We start from the raw sequence: 15,968 nt of genomic DNA on the forward strand, positions 1-15,968 counted from the left end.
GAGTCCTCTACAAGCGCACGTGGAGTCATGGAAGCCGGGCTCGGCGACCTGCGAGGACCCGCTGCTCCCAGGACCCGTCGCGGCGCTGGCGGCGCTGCTCGACAGACCCGAACCGGTCGCAGGCTCCGGGTCTCCTCTCCCGACGCTGTGGCACTGGCTCTACTTCTTGGACTGGCCCGCCCAGTGCGATCTCGGGCCCGACGGCCACCCGGCTCACGGCCATTTCCTGCCCCCCGTCCCCGACCGGCAGCGGATGTTCGCCGGAGGGCGCTGCACCGTTTCCGAACCCCTGCGTCTCGGAGAGCGGGCCGAGCGGGTCAGCAGCGTGCAGAGCGTCGAGGTCAAGCACGGCAGAACCGGCGAACTGCTCTTCGTGACCCAGCGCAACGAGTACCGGCAGGGGGGCCGGACCTGTCTCGTCGAGGAGCAGGACATTGTCTACCGGTCCGGACGCGGCCCCACCCGGAGCGCTCCCGCGGCGCTCGAAGGGTCGACGGAACCCCAGGCCGACGACGCGTGGCAGCTCGCACTGCGGCCGGACGCACCCCTACTGTTCCGCTTCAGTGCGCTCACCTCCAATGCCCATCGCATCCACTACGACCTGCCCTACGCCCGGGACGAGGAGGGCTATCCCGGGCTGGTGGTCCACGGCCCCCTTCTGGTGCTGCTCATGATGGATCTCGTCCACCGCAACGCCCCGGCCCGCCAGGTGCGGTCCGTGTCTTATCGCCTGCGGAGCCCGGCCTTCGCGGGCGACCGCCTTCTAGCCGCCGGCACCCCGGTGAACGGCCGGACGGAGCTGCGTATCGCCTCTGGACGAGAGGCCCGGCACGCCACCGCCGAGGTGATGTTCGCATGACCCGCGGCAGCAGGTACATCTCGTCGGCTCGTAGCTGGCTCTTCGTCCCCGGGCACCGCCCGGACCGCTTCGCCAAGGCCGCCGCCTCCGGTGCGGACCTGGTCATCATCGACCTCGAAGACGCCGTCGCGGCTGAGGACAAGGAGCGGGCCCGCGTCAGTGCCGCCGCCTGGCTCGCTCAGGGGAACGACGCGGTCGTCCGGATCAACCCGCCGGGAACCCCTTGGTTCCAGTCCGATCTGGCGGAGGCGGCCCGCCAGGGCTGCCCGGTCATGGTGCCCAAGGCGGAGGATCCGGCCGTACTCACGGAAGTCGCCGCCCGTGTCGCCGGACGCTGCGAGCTCGTTCCGCTCATCGAGACAGCGGCCGGTGTGGAACGGGCGTGGGAGGTGTGTGCCACGGTGGGCGTCGCCCGTGCGGCATTCGGCAACGTCGACCTCGCCGGGCAGCTCGGTGTCGCCTGGGACGACCACACCGCCCTCACGTACGCGCGCTCCAAGCTCGTCTCGGCCTCCGCCGCAGCCGGCATCTGCCCGCCGGTCGACGGGGTCACCACCGCGGTGAAGGATGCCGCGGTCCTCCACGAGGACGTCCTGCACGCGCGCCGCCTGGGCTTCACCGGGAAACTCTGCATCCACCCGGCCCAGGTCGAGGCGGTCAGCCGGGGATTCGCCCCGTCGGAGGCCGAGTTGGAGTGGGCGCGCACCGTCGTCGCCGCAGGGGACTCCGTCACCGCGGTCGACGGCCGGATGGTCGACAAGCCCGTCCTGGAGAGAGCCAGACGGCTTCTGGGCCAGACCCACGACTCCCACCCCGCGCGCTGATCCACCGGCTTCCGTGCCTCGCCCCGCACCGCGAGGCACGGAACGCCGGGCGCGGTGGTGCGAGCCGGAGGCAGGCGCTTACTGAGGGTGACCGCCTGCCTCCGGAACCTTCCCTCCGACACGGGCACCGCATAGGTGCCCGCCCAGGACACGGCCGCTCCCCGGCGGTTCCGTACGTCACTGCGGCGATGATGACGACCGTCTCCCGAGTCCCCAGCAGCAAGATCGGGAACACGAAGTGATGAAGGGTCCGTTCGGCTGGAAGAACACTCGCCAATGGCCCCGCTGCGCACGGCTGGGTAGATCAGCGATGGCTGTTGGAACGCGTCAGAACCGTGATCGGCAGGCAGTTCGGCTCACGTGTTCTATCGCGGGAGTGTGGCGCCTGCGTGCACCGCCACGGCTGGTCGTGGCAGAGCCCGGCCAAACGGTGCTCGAACGTGACGAGCAGGCCGTCCAGTTTGGAAGCAAGAAGTGTGGCCGCAGGTGGGAGCACCCAGCGCCGCTCGAGGCCTACGTCGCCTGACGGCGACGCCGGGATATGTCGGGCGCGGCAGACTCCCCTCGCGAGAATCCGGCGACGGGTCTCGATCACCGCGATGCGCTGCTACCGGCCCCGCTTCCACCCGCCCTTTGCCAGGATTCGGCGTCGCATTCGGCAGCGCCTGCTCGGCCCAGATAGTCTTTCCGGTGGACGACTGGCGGGTGCCCCAGCCCTGAGTGAGCTGGGCCACGAGAAGAAGCCCGCGGCCACCCTCGTCGAAGACCCGGGCACGGCGCAGGTGAGGGGCTGTATTGCTTGCGTCGGTGACTTCGCAGATCAGCGTGCGGTCATGGATCAGACGCAACTGGATAGGCGGTTCGCCGTACCGGATGGCGTTGGTGACCAGTTCGCTGACCACCAACTCGGTGGCGAAGAGAGCCTCTTCGTGTCCCCATTCAGCAACTTGAGCGGAGACGTTCTTGCGGGCCTGGGCCACGGCTGCGGGATCGGCCGGTATGTCCCAGGTGGCAACCTGTCCGGCGTCCAGGGCGTTGGGGCGGGCGATCAGCAGGGCAATGTCGTCCTGAGGGCGATCAGGCAACACGCTTTGAGCACCGTGTCGCATGCCTCGTCCAGTTCCACCTCGGCTGATTCGAAGGGCAGGCCACCCAGGCCCAGCGGTGGACCTGCCGGGAGGTCGAGGAGGCCGACGGTTCCCCTGGGAGTGACCATGAGGGGCAGTGGATGACCCGCGCGCGCCAGGGTGCAACCGCGGGAGACCGGGTCGTAGACCCGCGTAGAGACAAGTGGCGCCGACGATGTCCGGATCGGCATCAGGGTCGTACTCCCCGTCGGCATCCTCGTCGGCGAGGCGAGTAACCAGGTCGTCGAGATGAGTCAGCAGTTCGTCAGGTGGCAGATCCACGTCAGCCAGGGTTCGCACCGCGGTACGCAGGCGGCCCATAGTGGCGGATGCCTGGATGCCGTGGCCGACCACGTCGCCGACCACCAGCGCCACCCGCGCGCCGGAGAGCGGGATGACGTCGAACCAGTCGCCGCCCACGCCGCCCACGCCGGCCCGGAGGTCGGCGGGAAGGTAGCGGACGCGACCTCGACCGCCGCCTGCCGTGGCAGCCGTCGGGGCAGAAGACTGCGCTGCAGAGTGAGAGCCGTGCTCCGCTCACAGGTGTAGCGACGGGCGTTGTCGATGCAAAGCCCGGCGCGGGCCGTGATCTCCTCGGCGAGCAGCAGGTCGTCGGGGTCGAACGCCTCCCGAAGCTGGCGGCCGCCGAAGACGGCCGCCCCCCAGTGTCTCCCCGCGTGCGCGCGGCCGCGTCAGCGACCGATGGAAACGGCGTCAGAGTGCGCGAAGGATGTCCTCGACACGCTCCTTGGCGTCGCCGAACAGCATCGCCGAGTTCTCCCGGAAGAACAACGGGTTCTGTACTCCGGCGTATCCGGAGGCCATGGAACGCTTGAAGACCACGACGTTGTCGGCGTCCCATACCCGCAGCACGGGCATGCCGGCGATGGGGCTGCCGGGATCGTCCATCGCCGCAGGATTGACGGTGTCGTTGGCGCCGATGACGAGTACGACGGTGGTGCCGTCGAAGTCGTCGTTGATCTCGTCCATCTCCAGCACGATGTCGTAGGGCACCCTGGCTTCGGCCAGCAGCACGTTCATATGGCCCGGGAGTCGCCCGGCGACCGGATGGATCCCGAAGCGGACGTCCTTGCCCTTCTCTCTCAGGGTGCGGGTCAGTTCAGCCACACCGTGCTGTGCCTGCGCCACCGCCATGCCGTAACCGGGCGTGATGATCACTGAATCGGCGCCGGTGAGCATCTCCGCCACACCTTCGGCATTGATCTCGCGGTGCTCGCCGTAGTCACGGTCACCGCCCGGTCCCGCCTCGATCCCGAAACCACCGGCGATCACGGAGATGAAGGAACGATTCATCGCCTTGCACATGATGTACGACAGGTACGCGCCGGAGGAGCCCACCAGGGCACCGGTGATGATCAGCAGGTCGTTCTCCAGGAGGAATCCCGAGGCGGCCGCGGCCCAGCCTGAGTAGCTGTTCAGCATCGACACCACGACCGGCATGTCACCGCCGCCGATCGAGGCGACCAGGTGCCAGCCCAACAGCAGTGCGAGCGCGGTGACCGCCACCAGCAGCCAGAGGCTCGGCTCGACCACGAACCAGGTGGTCAGTATCGCGAACACCAACAACGCGCCGAGGTTGAGGGCGTTCTTGCCGGGCAGTGTCAGCGGAGCCGACTTGATCCGCGCGGACAGCTTGAGGAAGGCGACCACGGAACCGGTGAACGTCACCGCGCCGATGAACACGCCTATGAACACCTCGGCATGGTGGATGCCCAGGGTGTCCGTGGCACGCAGCGCCTGTGCCGCGTCACCGTCGAGGTGCGCCTCGACATGGAGATAGCCATTCCAGCCGACCATCACCGCGGCCAGTCCCACGAAGCTGTGCAGCAGCGCGATGAGCTCCGGCATCCCGGTCATCTCCACCGCCTTGGCCCGTCGCAGCCCGATGAGGGCTCCGACGGCGGTGGCGGCGAGCAGCAGGCCGAGGCCGGAGCCCTCCAGGTCCTGGTCGATGGCCAGGGCGACGGTCGCGAACAGCGCGACCGCCATCCCCACGATGCCGAAGGTGTTGCCCGCCTTGGCGGTTTCGTGTCTCGACAGGCCCGCCAGGGCCAGGATGAACAGCAGTGCCGAGACGATGTAGGCCGCCTGTGCGGCGGTGTCGACAGCCATGCGGGGTCAGCTCCTGGAGAACATGGCGAGCATGCGCCGGGTGACGGCGAACCCACCGAAGACATTGATGGCGGCGAGCAGGATCGCGACGGTCGAGACGGCTGTGATCGCGGTGTCGCCGTGGCCGATCTGCAGCAATGCTCCGACCACGATGACGCCGGAGATCGCGTTGGTCACCGACATCAGCGGAGTGTGCAGGGCATGGTGCACATGCCCGATCACGTAGTAACCGACCACGATCGCGAGGGCGAAGACGGTCAGGTGGCCCTGAAGCGCGCGCGGTGACAGCGCGGCGATCAGAAACAGCAGCGCGCCGACGGCCGCGACCGCCGTGAACCGCTTGGCGGGCGACACGACCCGCTGATGCACGCTCTCGGCTCGGACAGTCGCCGCCGCGGGCGCGGCAGCCGGTGCCGCCGACACCTGCACCGGCGGCGGTGGCCAGGTCAGCTCGCCCTTGCGCACGACAGTCATCGATCGCTGCACGACGTCGTCGAAGTCCAGCACCAGGGTGCCGTCCTTGTCCGGCGTCAGCAGTTTCATCAGGTTGACCAGGTTGGTGCCGTACAGCTGGGACGCCTGGGCGGGAAGCCGGCCCGCGAGGTCGGTGTAGCCGATGATCGTCACCCCGTTGTCAGTGACCACCTTCCGCCCACCGACGGAGCCCTCCACATTGCCGCCGTTGGACGCGGCCATGTCCACGATCACGCTGCCGGGCTTCATCGCGGCCACCATCTCGGCGGTGATCAGCCGGGGCGCCGGCCGTCCCGGAATCAGGGCGGTGGTGATGACGATGTCGACGTCCTGGCACTGCGCGGCGTAGAGCTCCTGCTCGCGCGCCTTGTATCCGTCGCCCATCTCCTTGGCGTATCCGGTCGCGCTGACCTGCGCCTCGACGGACTCGATCGACAGGTACTCACCGCCCAGCGACCTGACCTGGTCGGCCACCTCCGGCCTCGGGTCGGTGGCACGCACCACCGCGCCCAGACTGCCGGCCGTGCCGATCGCCGCGAGTCCGGCGACACCGGCACCGGCCACCAGCACCTTGGCCGGCGGGACCTTGCCCGCAGCGGTGACCTGCCCCGTGAAGAACCGGCCGAACTCATGGGCCGCCTCGACCACGGCCCGGTATCCGGCAATATTGGCCATCGATGACAGGACGTCCAGCGACTGGGCCCGCGAGATCCGTGGCACAGCGTCCATGCCCAGAACGGTGATGGGGCGTCCAGCCAAGGCGTCCGCCCGTCCGGGCTCCCCCGCCAGTCCCAACTGGCTGATGAGAGTGGCGCCTTCGCGCAGCCCGTCCAACTGCTCCTCCGACGGCGGGTTCACTCCCAACACGATGTCGGCCGCCAAGGCGTCGCCCAGGGTGGCGCCGGCCTCGATGTAGGCCTCGTCGGGAAAGCTGGACGCCGCACCAGCGCCCGGCTCCACCACCACTTCGTAGCCCAGCTGCAGCAGCTGCGCGGCGGTCGTTGGCGTGGTCGCGACCCTCGTCTCGCCGGGTTTGGACTCTTTCACCACACCGATAAGCACGGCGGTCTCCTTCACGTCCGGCACGCCAGGTATCGAGGCATCCGCGGGCGTTGGCGTGCAGCCGCCCAGTCATGGCCGATGCGTCGGTCCGTGGGAGTGCTTCGAGAGCAGTCAGTATTGATCTAACGAAGATTTAAATGTCATACTCTTCTCGTATTGTCAACAAACAGCGCGACTGTAGAGATCGTTTGCGAAGGGGCATGCCTTGAGCTTGAGGATCGTTGTCACTGTGAAGTACGTGCCCGACGCCACTGGCGACCGGCACTTCGCCGATGACCTGACCGTCGACCGTGACGACGTGGACGGTCTGCTCTCCGAGCTGGACGAGTACGCGGTCGAGCAGGCGCTGCAGATCGCCGACGAGGCGGAGGACGCCGAGATCAGCGTGCTGACCGTGGGTCCCGAGGACGCCAAGGACGCGCTGCGCAAGGCGCTGTCGATGGGTGCCGACAAGGCGATCCACGTCGAGGACGACGATCTGCACGGCACCGACGCCATCGGCACCTCGCTGGTGCTGGCGAAGGCGATCGAGAAGGCCGGTTACGACCTGGTGATCTCCGGCATGGCCTCCACCGACGGCACCGGCGGTATCGTCCCGGCGCTGGTCGCCGAGCGTCTGGGTGTCCCGCAGGTCACGCTGCTCTCCGAGGTCTCCGTCGAGGACGGCGTGGTCAAGGGCCGCCGTGACGGCGACGCCGCGTCCGAGCAGCTGGAGGCCTCCCTCCCGGCCGTCGTGTCGGTCACCGACCAGTCGGGCGAGGCCCGTTACCCGTCCTTCAAGGGCATCATGGCGGCGAAGAAGAAGCCGGTTCAGTCCTGGGACCTGTCCGACCTCGACATCGAGGCCGAGGACGTCGGTCTGGAAGGCGCCTGGACGGCCGTGGACTCCGCGACCGAGCGCCCGACGCGCACCGCCGGCACGATCGTCAAGGACGAGGGCGAGGGCGGCAAGCAGCTCGCCGAGTACCTCGCGGGCCAGAAGTTCATCTAAGGCCCTGCGGCCCGCCGCGGCCCCGGCCCGGCCGAGGCCCACTCCCTCATCGCCCCTCGAAGCCTTCGCAATCCGCAGGAGAGCAATCCCATGGCTGAAGTTCTCGTCTACGTCGACCACGTGGACGGTGCCGTCCGCAAGCCCACCCTGGAGCTGCTGACCCTGGCCCGCCGCATCGGCGAGCCCGTCGCCGTCGCGCTGGGCAACGGCGCCGCCGACACCGCCGCCGCGCTCGCCGAGCACGGCGCCGTCAAGGTCCTCACCCACGACGCCGCCGAGTACGCCGACTACCTCGTCGTACCCAAGGTCGACGCGCTGCAGGCCGCCGTCGCCGCCGTCTCCCCGGCCGCCGTGCTCGTTCCCTCCTCCGCCGAGGGCAAGGAGATCGCCGCCCGTCTCGCGGTCCGCATCGGCTCCGGCATCATCACCGACGCCATCGACCTGGAGGCCGGTGACGAGGGTCCGGTCGCCACGCAGTCGGTGTTCGCCGCCTCCTTCACCACCAAGTCCCGTGTCTCCAAGGGCACCCCGGTCATCACGGTCAAGCCCAACTCCGCCGCCGTCGAGGCCGCCCCGGCCGCAGGCAGCGTCGAGGCCCTGGACGTCACCTTCGGCGCGCTGGCCACCGGCACCAAGGTCACCGGCCGCACGGCGCGCGAGTCGACCGGGCGTCCGGAGCTGACCGAGGCCGCGATCGTCGTCTCCGGCGGCCGTGGCGTCAACGGCACCGAGAACTTCGCGATCATCGAGGCCCTCGCCGACTCCCTCGGCGCGGCCGTCGGCGCCTCCCGCGCCGCCGTCGACGCCGGCTGGTACCCGCACACCAACCAGGTCGGCCAGACCGGCAAGTCCGTCTCGCCGCAGCTGTACATCGCCAACGGCATCTCCGGCGCCATCCAGCACCGCGCCGGTATGCAGACCTCGAAGACGATCGTGGCCGTCAACAAGGACGCCGAGGCCCCGATCTTCGACCTCGTCGACTACGGCGTCGTCGGCGACCTCTTCGACGTCGTCCCCCAGCTCACCGAGGAGATCAACACCCGCAAGGGCTGAACCCACCTCAGGCGAAAGGCCTTCCATGCAACTCGCCGCGATCGTCGTGTCGTTGGTCCTGACCGTGGTCGGCGTTGCGCTGATCTCGCGGGCCGTGGCGCAGATCTACCGGTTCGTGAAGCTCGGTCAGCCGGTGCCGGCGGGCAGCCGTACGGACGACCCGAAGGCGCGCACGATCACCCTGGTCCGGGAGTTCCTGGGTCACACCCGGATGAACCGGTGGGGGATCGTGGGCTTCGCCCACTGGTTCGTCGCGATCGGCTTCCTGACGCTGCCGCCCACCCTCGCCCAGGCGTACGGCCAGCTGTTCCAGGCCGACTGGACGCTGCCGGTCATCGGCGGCTTCCTGCCGTTCGAGATGTACATCGAGTTCATCGGTGTGATGACGATCCTCGGCATCCTCGTGCTGATCGCCATCCGGCTGCTCAACCTGCCCTCCCGGGCGGGCCGCAAGTCGCGTTTCGCGGGCTCCAAGGCCTGGCAGGCGTACTTCGTCGAGTACGTCATCCTCACCATCGGCCTGGCGATCTACGCCCTGCGCGGCCTCGAGGGCGCCATCCACCACGTGGACCACTACGAGGCCGGCTACTTCGCCTCGTACCCGCTCGTCCTCGCGTTCAAGGATCTCGACCCGAACACCCTGCAGAACCTGATCTACTTCGTCGCCATGATCAAGATCGGCGTCTCGCTGATCTGGATGATCACGGTCTCGCTGAACACCAACATGGGTGTCGCCTGGCACCGCTTCCTCGGCTTCCCGAACATCTGGTTCAAGCGCAACGCGGACGGCGCGACCGCCCTCGGCGGCCTCCAGCCGATGACGTCGGGCGGCAAGCCGATCGACTTCGCCGACCCCGGTGACGACGACGTCTTCGGTGTCTCCCAGGTGGAGCAGTTCTCCTGGAAGGGCATCCTCGACTTCTCCACCTGCACCGAGTGCGGTCGCTGTCAGTCGCAGTGCCCCGCCTGGAACACCGGCAAGCCGCTCTCCCCCAAGCTGCTGATCATGTCGCTGCGCGACCACGCGCACGCCAAGGCGCCGTATCTGCTGGCCGGTGGCGGCAAGACGACGGAGGGCGAGGAGAAGGCCTCCGAGGAGCAGCTGGCGGGCGTCCCCGCGGCGGCCCTCGCGGAGGCCGAGCGCCCGCTGATCGGGACCGTCGAGGAGAACGGCGTCATCGACCCGGACGTCCTGTGGTCCTGCACCACCTGCGGCGCCTGCGTCGAGCAGTGCCCGGTCGACATCGAGCACGTCGACCACATCGTCGACATGCGCCGCTACCAGGTGATGATCGAGTCCGCGTTCCCGTCCGAGGCGGGCACGATGCTCAAGAACCTGGAGAAGAAGGGCAACCCCTGGGGCCTGGCGAAGAAGCAGCGCCTGGAGTGGCTCAAGGAGGTCGAGTTCGAGGTCCCGGTCGTCGGCAAGGACATCGAGGACCTCAGCGAGGTCGAGTACCTGTACTGGGTCGGCTGCGCCGGCGCCCTGGAGGACCGCGCCAAGAAGACCACCAAGGCCTTCGCGGAGCTGCTCCACATGGCGGGCGTCAAGTTCGCCATCATGGGCGGCGACGAGAAGTGCACCGGCGACTCCGCCCGCCGCCTCGGCAACGAGCCCCTGTTCCAGGAGCTCGGCATGGAGAACGTCGCCGCGCTGAACATGGCCTTCGGCGAGGACGACGAGGACGAGTCGACGAAGAAGCCGAAGTCGGCCAAGAAGATCGTCGCCACCTGCCCGCACTGCCTCAACACCCTGGGCAACGAGTACCCGCAGCTCGGCGGCGACTACGAGGTCATCCACCACACCCAGCTGCTCCAGCACCTCATCGACGAGGGCAAGCTGATCCCGGTGACCCCCGTCGAGGGCCTGATCACCTACCACGACCCCTGCTACCTGGGCCGCCACAACAAGATCTACACGCCCCCGCGCGAGATCATGTCGGCCGTCCCGGGCCTGCGCCAGCAGGAGATGCACCGCCACAAGGAACGCGGCTTCTGCTGCGGCGCCGGCGGCGCGCGGATGTGGATGGAGGAGCGCATCGGCAAGCGCATCAACAACGAGCGCGTCGACGAGGCCCTCTCCCTCAACCCGGACATCGTGTCCACGGCCTGCCCGTTCTGCCTCGTCATGCTCACGGACTCCGTGAACGGCAAGAAGAACGACGGCAAGGCCAAGGAGTCCATCACCGTCGTCGACGTCGCCCAGCTGCTGCTGGAGTCGGTCAAGACCCCGGTCCCGGACGAGGACGAGAACGAGAACGAGCCCCCGGCGGGCACCGCGGACACGGAGAGCGCGCCAGAGCCGCAGCCGGTGAAATAGCCCTCCGCAGAGTCCAGTCGGTACGACGCCCCCGGTCCACTCGGACCGGGGGCGTCGTCGCGCCACGGCCCGCGCGGCGCAAGGCTTGTGCAGCGCACGGCCAACTCGGCACCCCACTCACACGGCTCACGAGGCGCCGACGTCGCGGGCCACCTGAGCGACTGAGGCCACCCCTCGCCTTCGGCCCCGCGTGGTGCTGATGCTCGACCATCCAATCAAGCCAAAGTTACTCCCGGGTTGGGATATTTGACCTGGAGAAAGCTTTAACGTTTAAGTAACGTCCCAGCAAGCTGCGCTGAGGGCTGCAGTGAACGAGTCCATACGGCGAATCCAAGAAGCAAATACACCCACAAACGCCGTTCCCGCTGGCTCACCGGGAGTTCCTGGTGTCTTCCTCGCCGTCGCCACGCTGTTGGGCGGTGCCGCCCTGGTGGCCCCAGTTGCAGGAGAAGGCCAGCGCGGCCTTCACCCAGGGACTCCTGCACCGGCGCCAGAGCATGTTGGGCTCAGGATCTTCGAACAGGGCGCCAAGGGTGTCTTCACCGTGCTGCTCGGGATAGCGCTCTTCATCGGCCTCCCCAAGTGACGGCCGCAGTCACTGGAGGCAACAGGGCCGTCGTCCGCCTCAGGTGGCCTAACACGGGGCCCCTATAGCACGAAACCCGCGGCCCCGAGAAAGGCAGAACCCACATGGCGAGCAACCCAGCAGTAGACAAACGACAATTCGCCTACGCCAGATACTCTCTCGACACCCCTGGCGATGGGATGCGGCGGGAGACGGAGATGCTGGATGTGGAGCGCGTGGAACGAACCCCGAGCCGGTCAGCGGCAGGTCACACGGGAACCGTCAGCGTCGCGGTGTACCCCCGCTCGACGCTGCCGGTGACCGCCGCGAGCTGCTGGTTGTAGCCGTCGCTGAAGACCATGTCCGACTCCAGGGAAAGCTCACTGAGATTCCTCACGCTCTCGCCGTAGCCGTCGGTGGCGTACACCCTGTCGCTCACGTCCTTCGGCAGCGCGAGCTGCGAGGTGTTCGTGATGGACCTGGCCGCCGTGGCGTCGGCCAGGCTGCCGTACACCTCGAAGTGGACGTGCGGCCAGCGGCCCGGATAGCAGCCGGGGAAGATGCTCTTGAACGTGACCTGTCCCTCGTCGTCCGCCTCCTGGACGCCGCGCAGATAGTTCTCGTCCGTCACGCCGTCGTTGTACAGGGAGTACCTGCCCTCCCGGTCGCATTGCCAGATGTAGACGGCCGCGCCCTTCTTGGGAGTGCCGCACCCGGAGGCGGCGTCCACCACCGTGAGCGTGAGCGTCATGGGCACGCCCTCGGCGGTGCCCCCCGCGGAGTCGCCGAAGCTCTTCGTGATGTCGCTGCGAACGACACCGCTCTCCCTCAGGACGTTCACCCCGTTGGAACCGTCGCCGGGGAAGGGGCCTTCGGTCTCCTCGGGGATCGTCTCGCACTGAACGGGCGACGACGCGGACGACGGGGAGGACGACGACGGGGACGAGGACGCCGAGGTCTCCTCCGCGGAGGTGCAGCCCGCCAGCGGCACCAGACTCATCCCCGCCAACAGCCGTACCATCCTGCGACGGGCGAGAAGAGGGAGATCGTAGGAGAGGCCCCGGTCGTGCTCGTGCACTTCTGCCTCGCGGTGAACGTTCATGACGACTGACAGTATGAGCCGGTTGCCGTAGGCACCAGGTCTCCAAGCTGTCGGTCTCTGCGATCGGCTGTCAATTGCCTTTCAGCGCCCTCACCCGCCGGCGGAGCGGGCCAGTCGGAGCGCCGTTCTCGGTGCTGCCCGATCACGTCACCACTCCGCTGGTGGCCGCACCGCCTTGCGGTTCGAGGCCGTCAGCCGCGCCGAGCGCTCGAAAAGCTGAACCGCTCCATGACGGCGACGATGCGTTCTCGGACCTCGGGGCGCGCGATCAGTTCGATGTTCGCCGCGAGGCTGTCGCGCAGGGCTGCCTCGAAGGCCGGTGTCGACGCGCCGCGGGCGATGCCCTTGACCTGCGCGAAGGTCTCGACGGGCCCGTGAGCCATCTCCGACGCCCACCGCCGTGCGCAGGCATCCAGTTCGTCGGGCTCGCACACCTCGTTCACGATGCCGAGGCCGAAAGCCCGGTCGGCGTCGACGAAAGCGCCCGATGCCAGCAGAGCGGTGGCGGCGGGCAGGCCCGCCACCAGGGGAAGCAGGTAGGCGCCGCCGGCCACCGGGACCATCCCGAGGTTGACGTAGCTCTCGGCGAATCGCGCGGTGGACGCGGCCACGCGCACGTCGCAGGCGAGGCCGAAGTCGAGCCCCCCGGCCGTGGCCGCGCCGTTGAAGGCGGCGACGATCGGCTTCGGGGCGCCCCAGATGAGGCGGACGGTGCGTTGAACGGCGGGCATCCACACGTCGGCGAGGTAGTCCATCAGGCCGTCGGCGCCGTCGGCGTGGTACACGTCGAACATCTCCCGGACGTCGGCACCGGCGCAGAACACCGAGCCCGTTCCGGTCAGCACGATCGCGTTGACCCCGTCCGTGTCGCACAGCCTTTGGACGGCGTCACCAAGTTCCGTAACTACGGCCGGCGTCACCGAGTTGCCACGCTCCGGGCGGTTCAACCGTACCGAACCGATCACGTCCGTACCGTCGACCACGACCTCATCCACGAGGGGCCACCACCTTTGTCACGTTGGCAGGGACGTGGGTGGGATCCGCCACCCACGCGCGGAGCATCCGCTTGATGTCGCCGCGAGCGATCTTGGACTCGCCGGAAGCCCTGGGAATAGGGTCAGCCGAGAGGTAGACGTGGCGGGGGCGCTTGAATCCGGCCAGTTTGCCGCGCACCCAGTCGGTGAGCTCCTCCGGCGTGACGGCGTCGAGATCGGGCGCATGGATCAGCGCCGCCGGGGTCTCGCCCCACTGCTCGTCGGGAACACCCACCACAACGGCCTCACGCACTCCGGGATGCTCTTCAAAAGCGCGTTCGATCTCGACAGGCTGGATGTTGGTGCCACCGGTGATGATCGTCTCGCTGGCGCGGCCGACGATGAAGACGCGGCCCTCCTCGTCGAAGTGGCCGAGGTCCGAGGTGCGCCACCAACCGTCGGAAAGAAGGCGGTCGGCGTGCTCGGCCTCCGCGCCGAGAAGCGCCGTGGTGACGCTCGGCGTGCGGATCACCAGCTCTCCTTGGACGCCGGGCGGTACCTCGTCGAGTACGTCACCGCCGACGAGGAGGGAGAACTCCACTCCGGGAACGGGTCGGCCGATGGAGGGCCACAGCGTCGGTGTCCTCATCTCCTGCCGACTGAGCAAGGTGGTGGACGCGGGTGCCTCGGTCTGTCCCCAGCACTGGAGCAGTGCGTCCGTATGTTCGCTGACGATCTCGAGCGCCGGCAGGGCGGCCGGTTCACCGGCCAGCATCAAGCAGGAGAGCTGCGCGTCACGCAGCAGCGGGAGTTCGTCGGAAGCGCTGATCCGGCGCAGCATGGTGGGAACGGCGAACATCCAGTCGATCCGCTCGTCCTTGATCACCCGGAGTGTCTCGTCCGCGTCGAACCGTGGGAGGACCACGTTCGTGCCCCCGCACAGCAGCGTGGGCAGAACACTCCAGCCGCCTGCGTACACCAGGGGCGCCACCTGCAGGGTTCGGGGAGCGAGTGTCGGTCCGCTCGTGCTCATCACCCAGGTGTTGCCGAGGATCGCCGCGCGTGCCCCGCGGTGCGATATCGCGATGCCCTTGGGCCGTCCCGTCGAACCGGAGCTGAACCTGATGTGGTACAGGTCGTCGGGACCCACGTGGACCCGTGGCCGCAGTGGCGAGCCCGCGGCGACCAGGGCTTCGAACGAACGCCAGCCCGGCCGTTCGCCCAGGACGACCTTCAGGAGCTCGTCGCCGTCGACGACCTCGTCGACAGCGGCGGCAGCCGGACCGTCAGCGACCACAAGGCGGACGTCGGCGAGTTCCATGCACCGGCGGAGCTCGTGCGGCGTGAAACGGTGGTTGAGCGGGACCTTGACCAGTCCCGCCTTCAACAGCGCGAACTCGAGCACCACGTACTCGACGTGGTTCTGCGCGACGTAGGCCACCCGGTCCCCCGGGGCCAGCCCGAGGCCGATGAAGGCGTTGGCCAGCCGGTTCGATGCCTCGGCCAGGTCGGCGACGGTGAGCCGGTGCCGGCCGTCGGATCCCTCGACCGCGACGGAGTGGCGGGGCCGACGCTCGATCTGGCTCATGAGCTGGACGACCGTCTGCGTCGCGACGTTCATTGCGGTAGTCATGGCTTCAGCCCTGTCCGAAGGACATCGGCATCGTGGCGAGGGACAGCCCGCCGTCGACGACGATCGTCTGGCCGTTGATGGCCGCGCTGCGCGGGGAACAGAGAAACGCCATGACCTCGGCGACCTCTTCCGGCGTGGGGTAGGCACCGGACGGTGTCTGGGCCAGCCAGTGGCGCTCGTAGTCCTCCCAGGCCTCGCCGGCGTAGTACCGGAAGGAATCGGTGTCGATGGGCCCCGGGCAGACCCCGACGGCGGTGATGCCGCGGCTGCCCAGTTCGATCGCGAAGTACTTCACGATCGTCTCCATGGCGGCCTTCGCCGCGCCGAGGAGTCCGTGGCCCGGGAGGACGCGGAAGCTGTCCCATCCCGAGACGGCGACGATCCTCCCGCCGGGCGGCATGTGCTGGGCGCCGGCCCGCGCCAGATCGAGGAAGCCCTGGACCGTGATGCCCATCGTCTTGGCTACGTGATGGGAGTGGATCTGCGCCAGCGGCTTGAACGCGCTGGCCGCCGCGTTGGCGACGATGACGTCGATCTTCCCGAATCGGTCGGCCGCGGTCTCCACGAGCGCCTCGACGGCTTCGGTTTCCGAGATGTCAGCCTGCACCGCCAGGGCTCTGCCGCCGGCTTCCTCGATACGGGCGACGGTCTGCTCCGCCGCCTCGGCGTCGCGCCGGTAGTTGACGACGACGTTGGCGCCTTCGCCGCCGAGCCGGAGCGCGAGGCGCTGTCCCATGCCACGAGAGCCACCCGTGATGATGATCGTCTTGCTGTCGAGTTCCATGTTGTCCTCACCATCGGGAGTTGTCCGTGCGTGCCGCCGCCGGCCGCGCCGCACTCGTCATATGTGT

General features: G+C 68.5%; 11 protein-coding genes and 1 pseudogene. 5 read left to right on the forward strand and 7 right to left on the reverse strand.

Annotated features, from left to right (window positions below; genetic code table 11):
• Positions 1 to 19 precede the first annotated feature (19 nt).
• Entirely contained in the window at positions 20 to 859 is an 840-nt protein-coding gene (locus K1J60_RS08825) for an FAS1-like dehydratase domain-containing protein (RefSeq protein ID WP_259407633.1), read from the forward strand.
• Positions 856 to 1,683, forward strand: a complete 828-nt coding sequence (locus K1J60_RS08830) for an HpcH/HpaI aldolase/citrate lyase family protein (protein ID WP_220645704.1) — start codon at positions 856 to 858, stop codon at positions 1,681 to 1,683. Before K1J60_RS08825 ends, K1J60_RS08830 begins: the two co-directional genes overlap by 4 nt.
• A gap of 656 nt (positions 1,684 to 2,339) precedes the next feature.
• Here the strand turns inward: K1J60_RS08830 and K1J60_RS08835 are convergent.
• From K1J60_RS08835 to K1J60_RS08845, 3 genes and pseudogenes are all read right to left on the reverse strand, one after another.
• Positions 2,340 to 3,518, reverse strand: a pseudogene (locus K1J60_RS08835) (ATP-binding SpoIIE family protein phosphatase); the annotation flags it as partial.
• A 6-nt stretch (positions 3,519 to 3,524) separates the two neighbouring features.
• Positions 3,525 to 4,943: a Re/Si-specific NAD(P)(+) transhydrogenase subunit beta gene (pntB, locus tag K1J60_RS08840; RefSeq protein WP_220645706.1), complete on the reverse strand. Its 1,419-nt coding sequence runs from the start codon at positions 4,941 to 4,943 to the stop codon at positions 3,525 to 3,527.
• Positions 4,944 to 4,949: 6 nt separating this feature from the next.
• A complete protein-coding gene (locus K1J60_RS08845) occupies positions 4,950 to 6,479 on the reverse strand; it encodes a Re/Si-specific NAD(P)(+) transhydrogenase subunit alpha (RefSeq protein ID WP_220645707.1) in 1,530 nt (509 codons plus the stop codon).
• A 205-nt stretch (positions 6,480 to 6,684) separates the two neighbouring features.
• Between K1J60_RS08845 and K1J60_RS08850 the strand changes: the two genes are divergently transcribed.
• The 3 genes from K1J60_RS08850 to K1J60_RS08860 all read left to right on the forward strand — a co-directional run bounded on the left by K1J60_RS08850 (position 6,685) and on the right by K1J60_RS08860 (position 10,843).
• Positions 6,685 to 7,470, forward strand: coding sequence for an electron transfer flavoprotein subunit beta/FixA family protein (locus K1J60_RS08850; RefSeq protein ID WP_220645708.1), 786 nt, complete (start codon positions 6,685 to 6,687; stop codon positions 7,468 to 7,470).
• 90 nt (positions 7,471 to 7,560) lie between these two features.
• Positions 7,561 to 8,523, forward strand: coding sequence for an electron transfer flavoprotein subunit alpha/FixB family protein (locus K1J60_RS08855; protein WP_220645709.1), 963 nt, complete (start codon positions 7,561 to 7,563; stop codon positions 8,521 to 8,523).
• A 25-nt stretch (positions 8,524 to 8,548) separates the two neighbouring features.
• On the forward strand, positions 8,549 to 10,843 hold the full coding sequence (locus K1J60_RS08860) for a (Fe-S)-binding protein (RefSeq protein ID WP_220645710.1): 2,295 nt from the start codon (positions 8,549 to 8,551) through the stop codon (positions 10,841 to 10,843).
• 833 nt (positions 10,844 to 11,676) lie between these two features.
• Here K1J60_RS08860 and K1J60_RS08865 read toward each other — a convergent pair.
• The 4 genes from K1J60_RS08865 to K1J60_RS08880 form a co-directional block, all read right to left on the reverse strand.
• Positions 11,677 to 12,510 (reverse strand): intradiol ring-cleavage dioxygenase, encoded by an 834-nt coding sequence (locus tag K1J60_RS08865; protein ID WP_220645711.1) that lies wholly within the window; start codon positions 12,508 to 12,510, stop codon positions 11,677 to 11,679.
• Between the two features lie 191 nt (positions 12,511 to 12,701).
• The gene (locus K1J60_RS08870; protein ID WP_220645712.1) at positions 12,702 to 13,505 is read right to left on the reverse strand and encodes an enoyl-CoA hydratase/isomerase family protein; all 804 of its coding nucleotides are present in this window, start codon (positions 13,503 to 13,505) and stop codon (positions 12,702 to 12,704) included.
• A complete protein-coding gene (locus K1J60_RS08875; RefSeq protein WP_220645713.1) occupies positions 13,498 to 15,117 on the reverse strand; it encodes a class I adenylate-forming enzyme family protein in 1,620 nt (539 codons plus the stop codon). The genes K1J60_RS08870 and K1J60_RS08875 overlap by 8 nt, the downstream gene beginning before the upstream one ends.
• Before the next feature lie 4 nt (positions 15,118 to 15,121).
• Complete coding sequence (locus K1J60_RS08880; protein ID WP_220645714.1) at positions 15,122 to 15,901, reverse strand: SDR family oxidoreductase; 780 nt, start codon at positions 15,899 to 15,901, stop codon at positions 15,122 to 15,124.
• Positions 15,902 to 15,968: the final 67 nt, after the last annotated feature.

Origin of the sequence: Streptomyces akebiae (assembly GCF_019599145.1) — a bacterium.
In the GTDB taxonomy this organism is placed as follows: Bacteria; Actinomycetota; Actinomycetes; order Streptomycetales; family Streptomycetaceae; genus Streptomyces; species Streptomyces akebiae.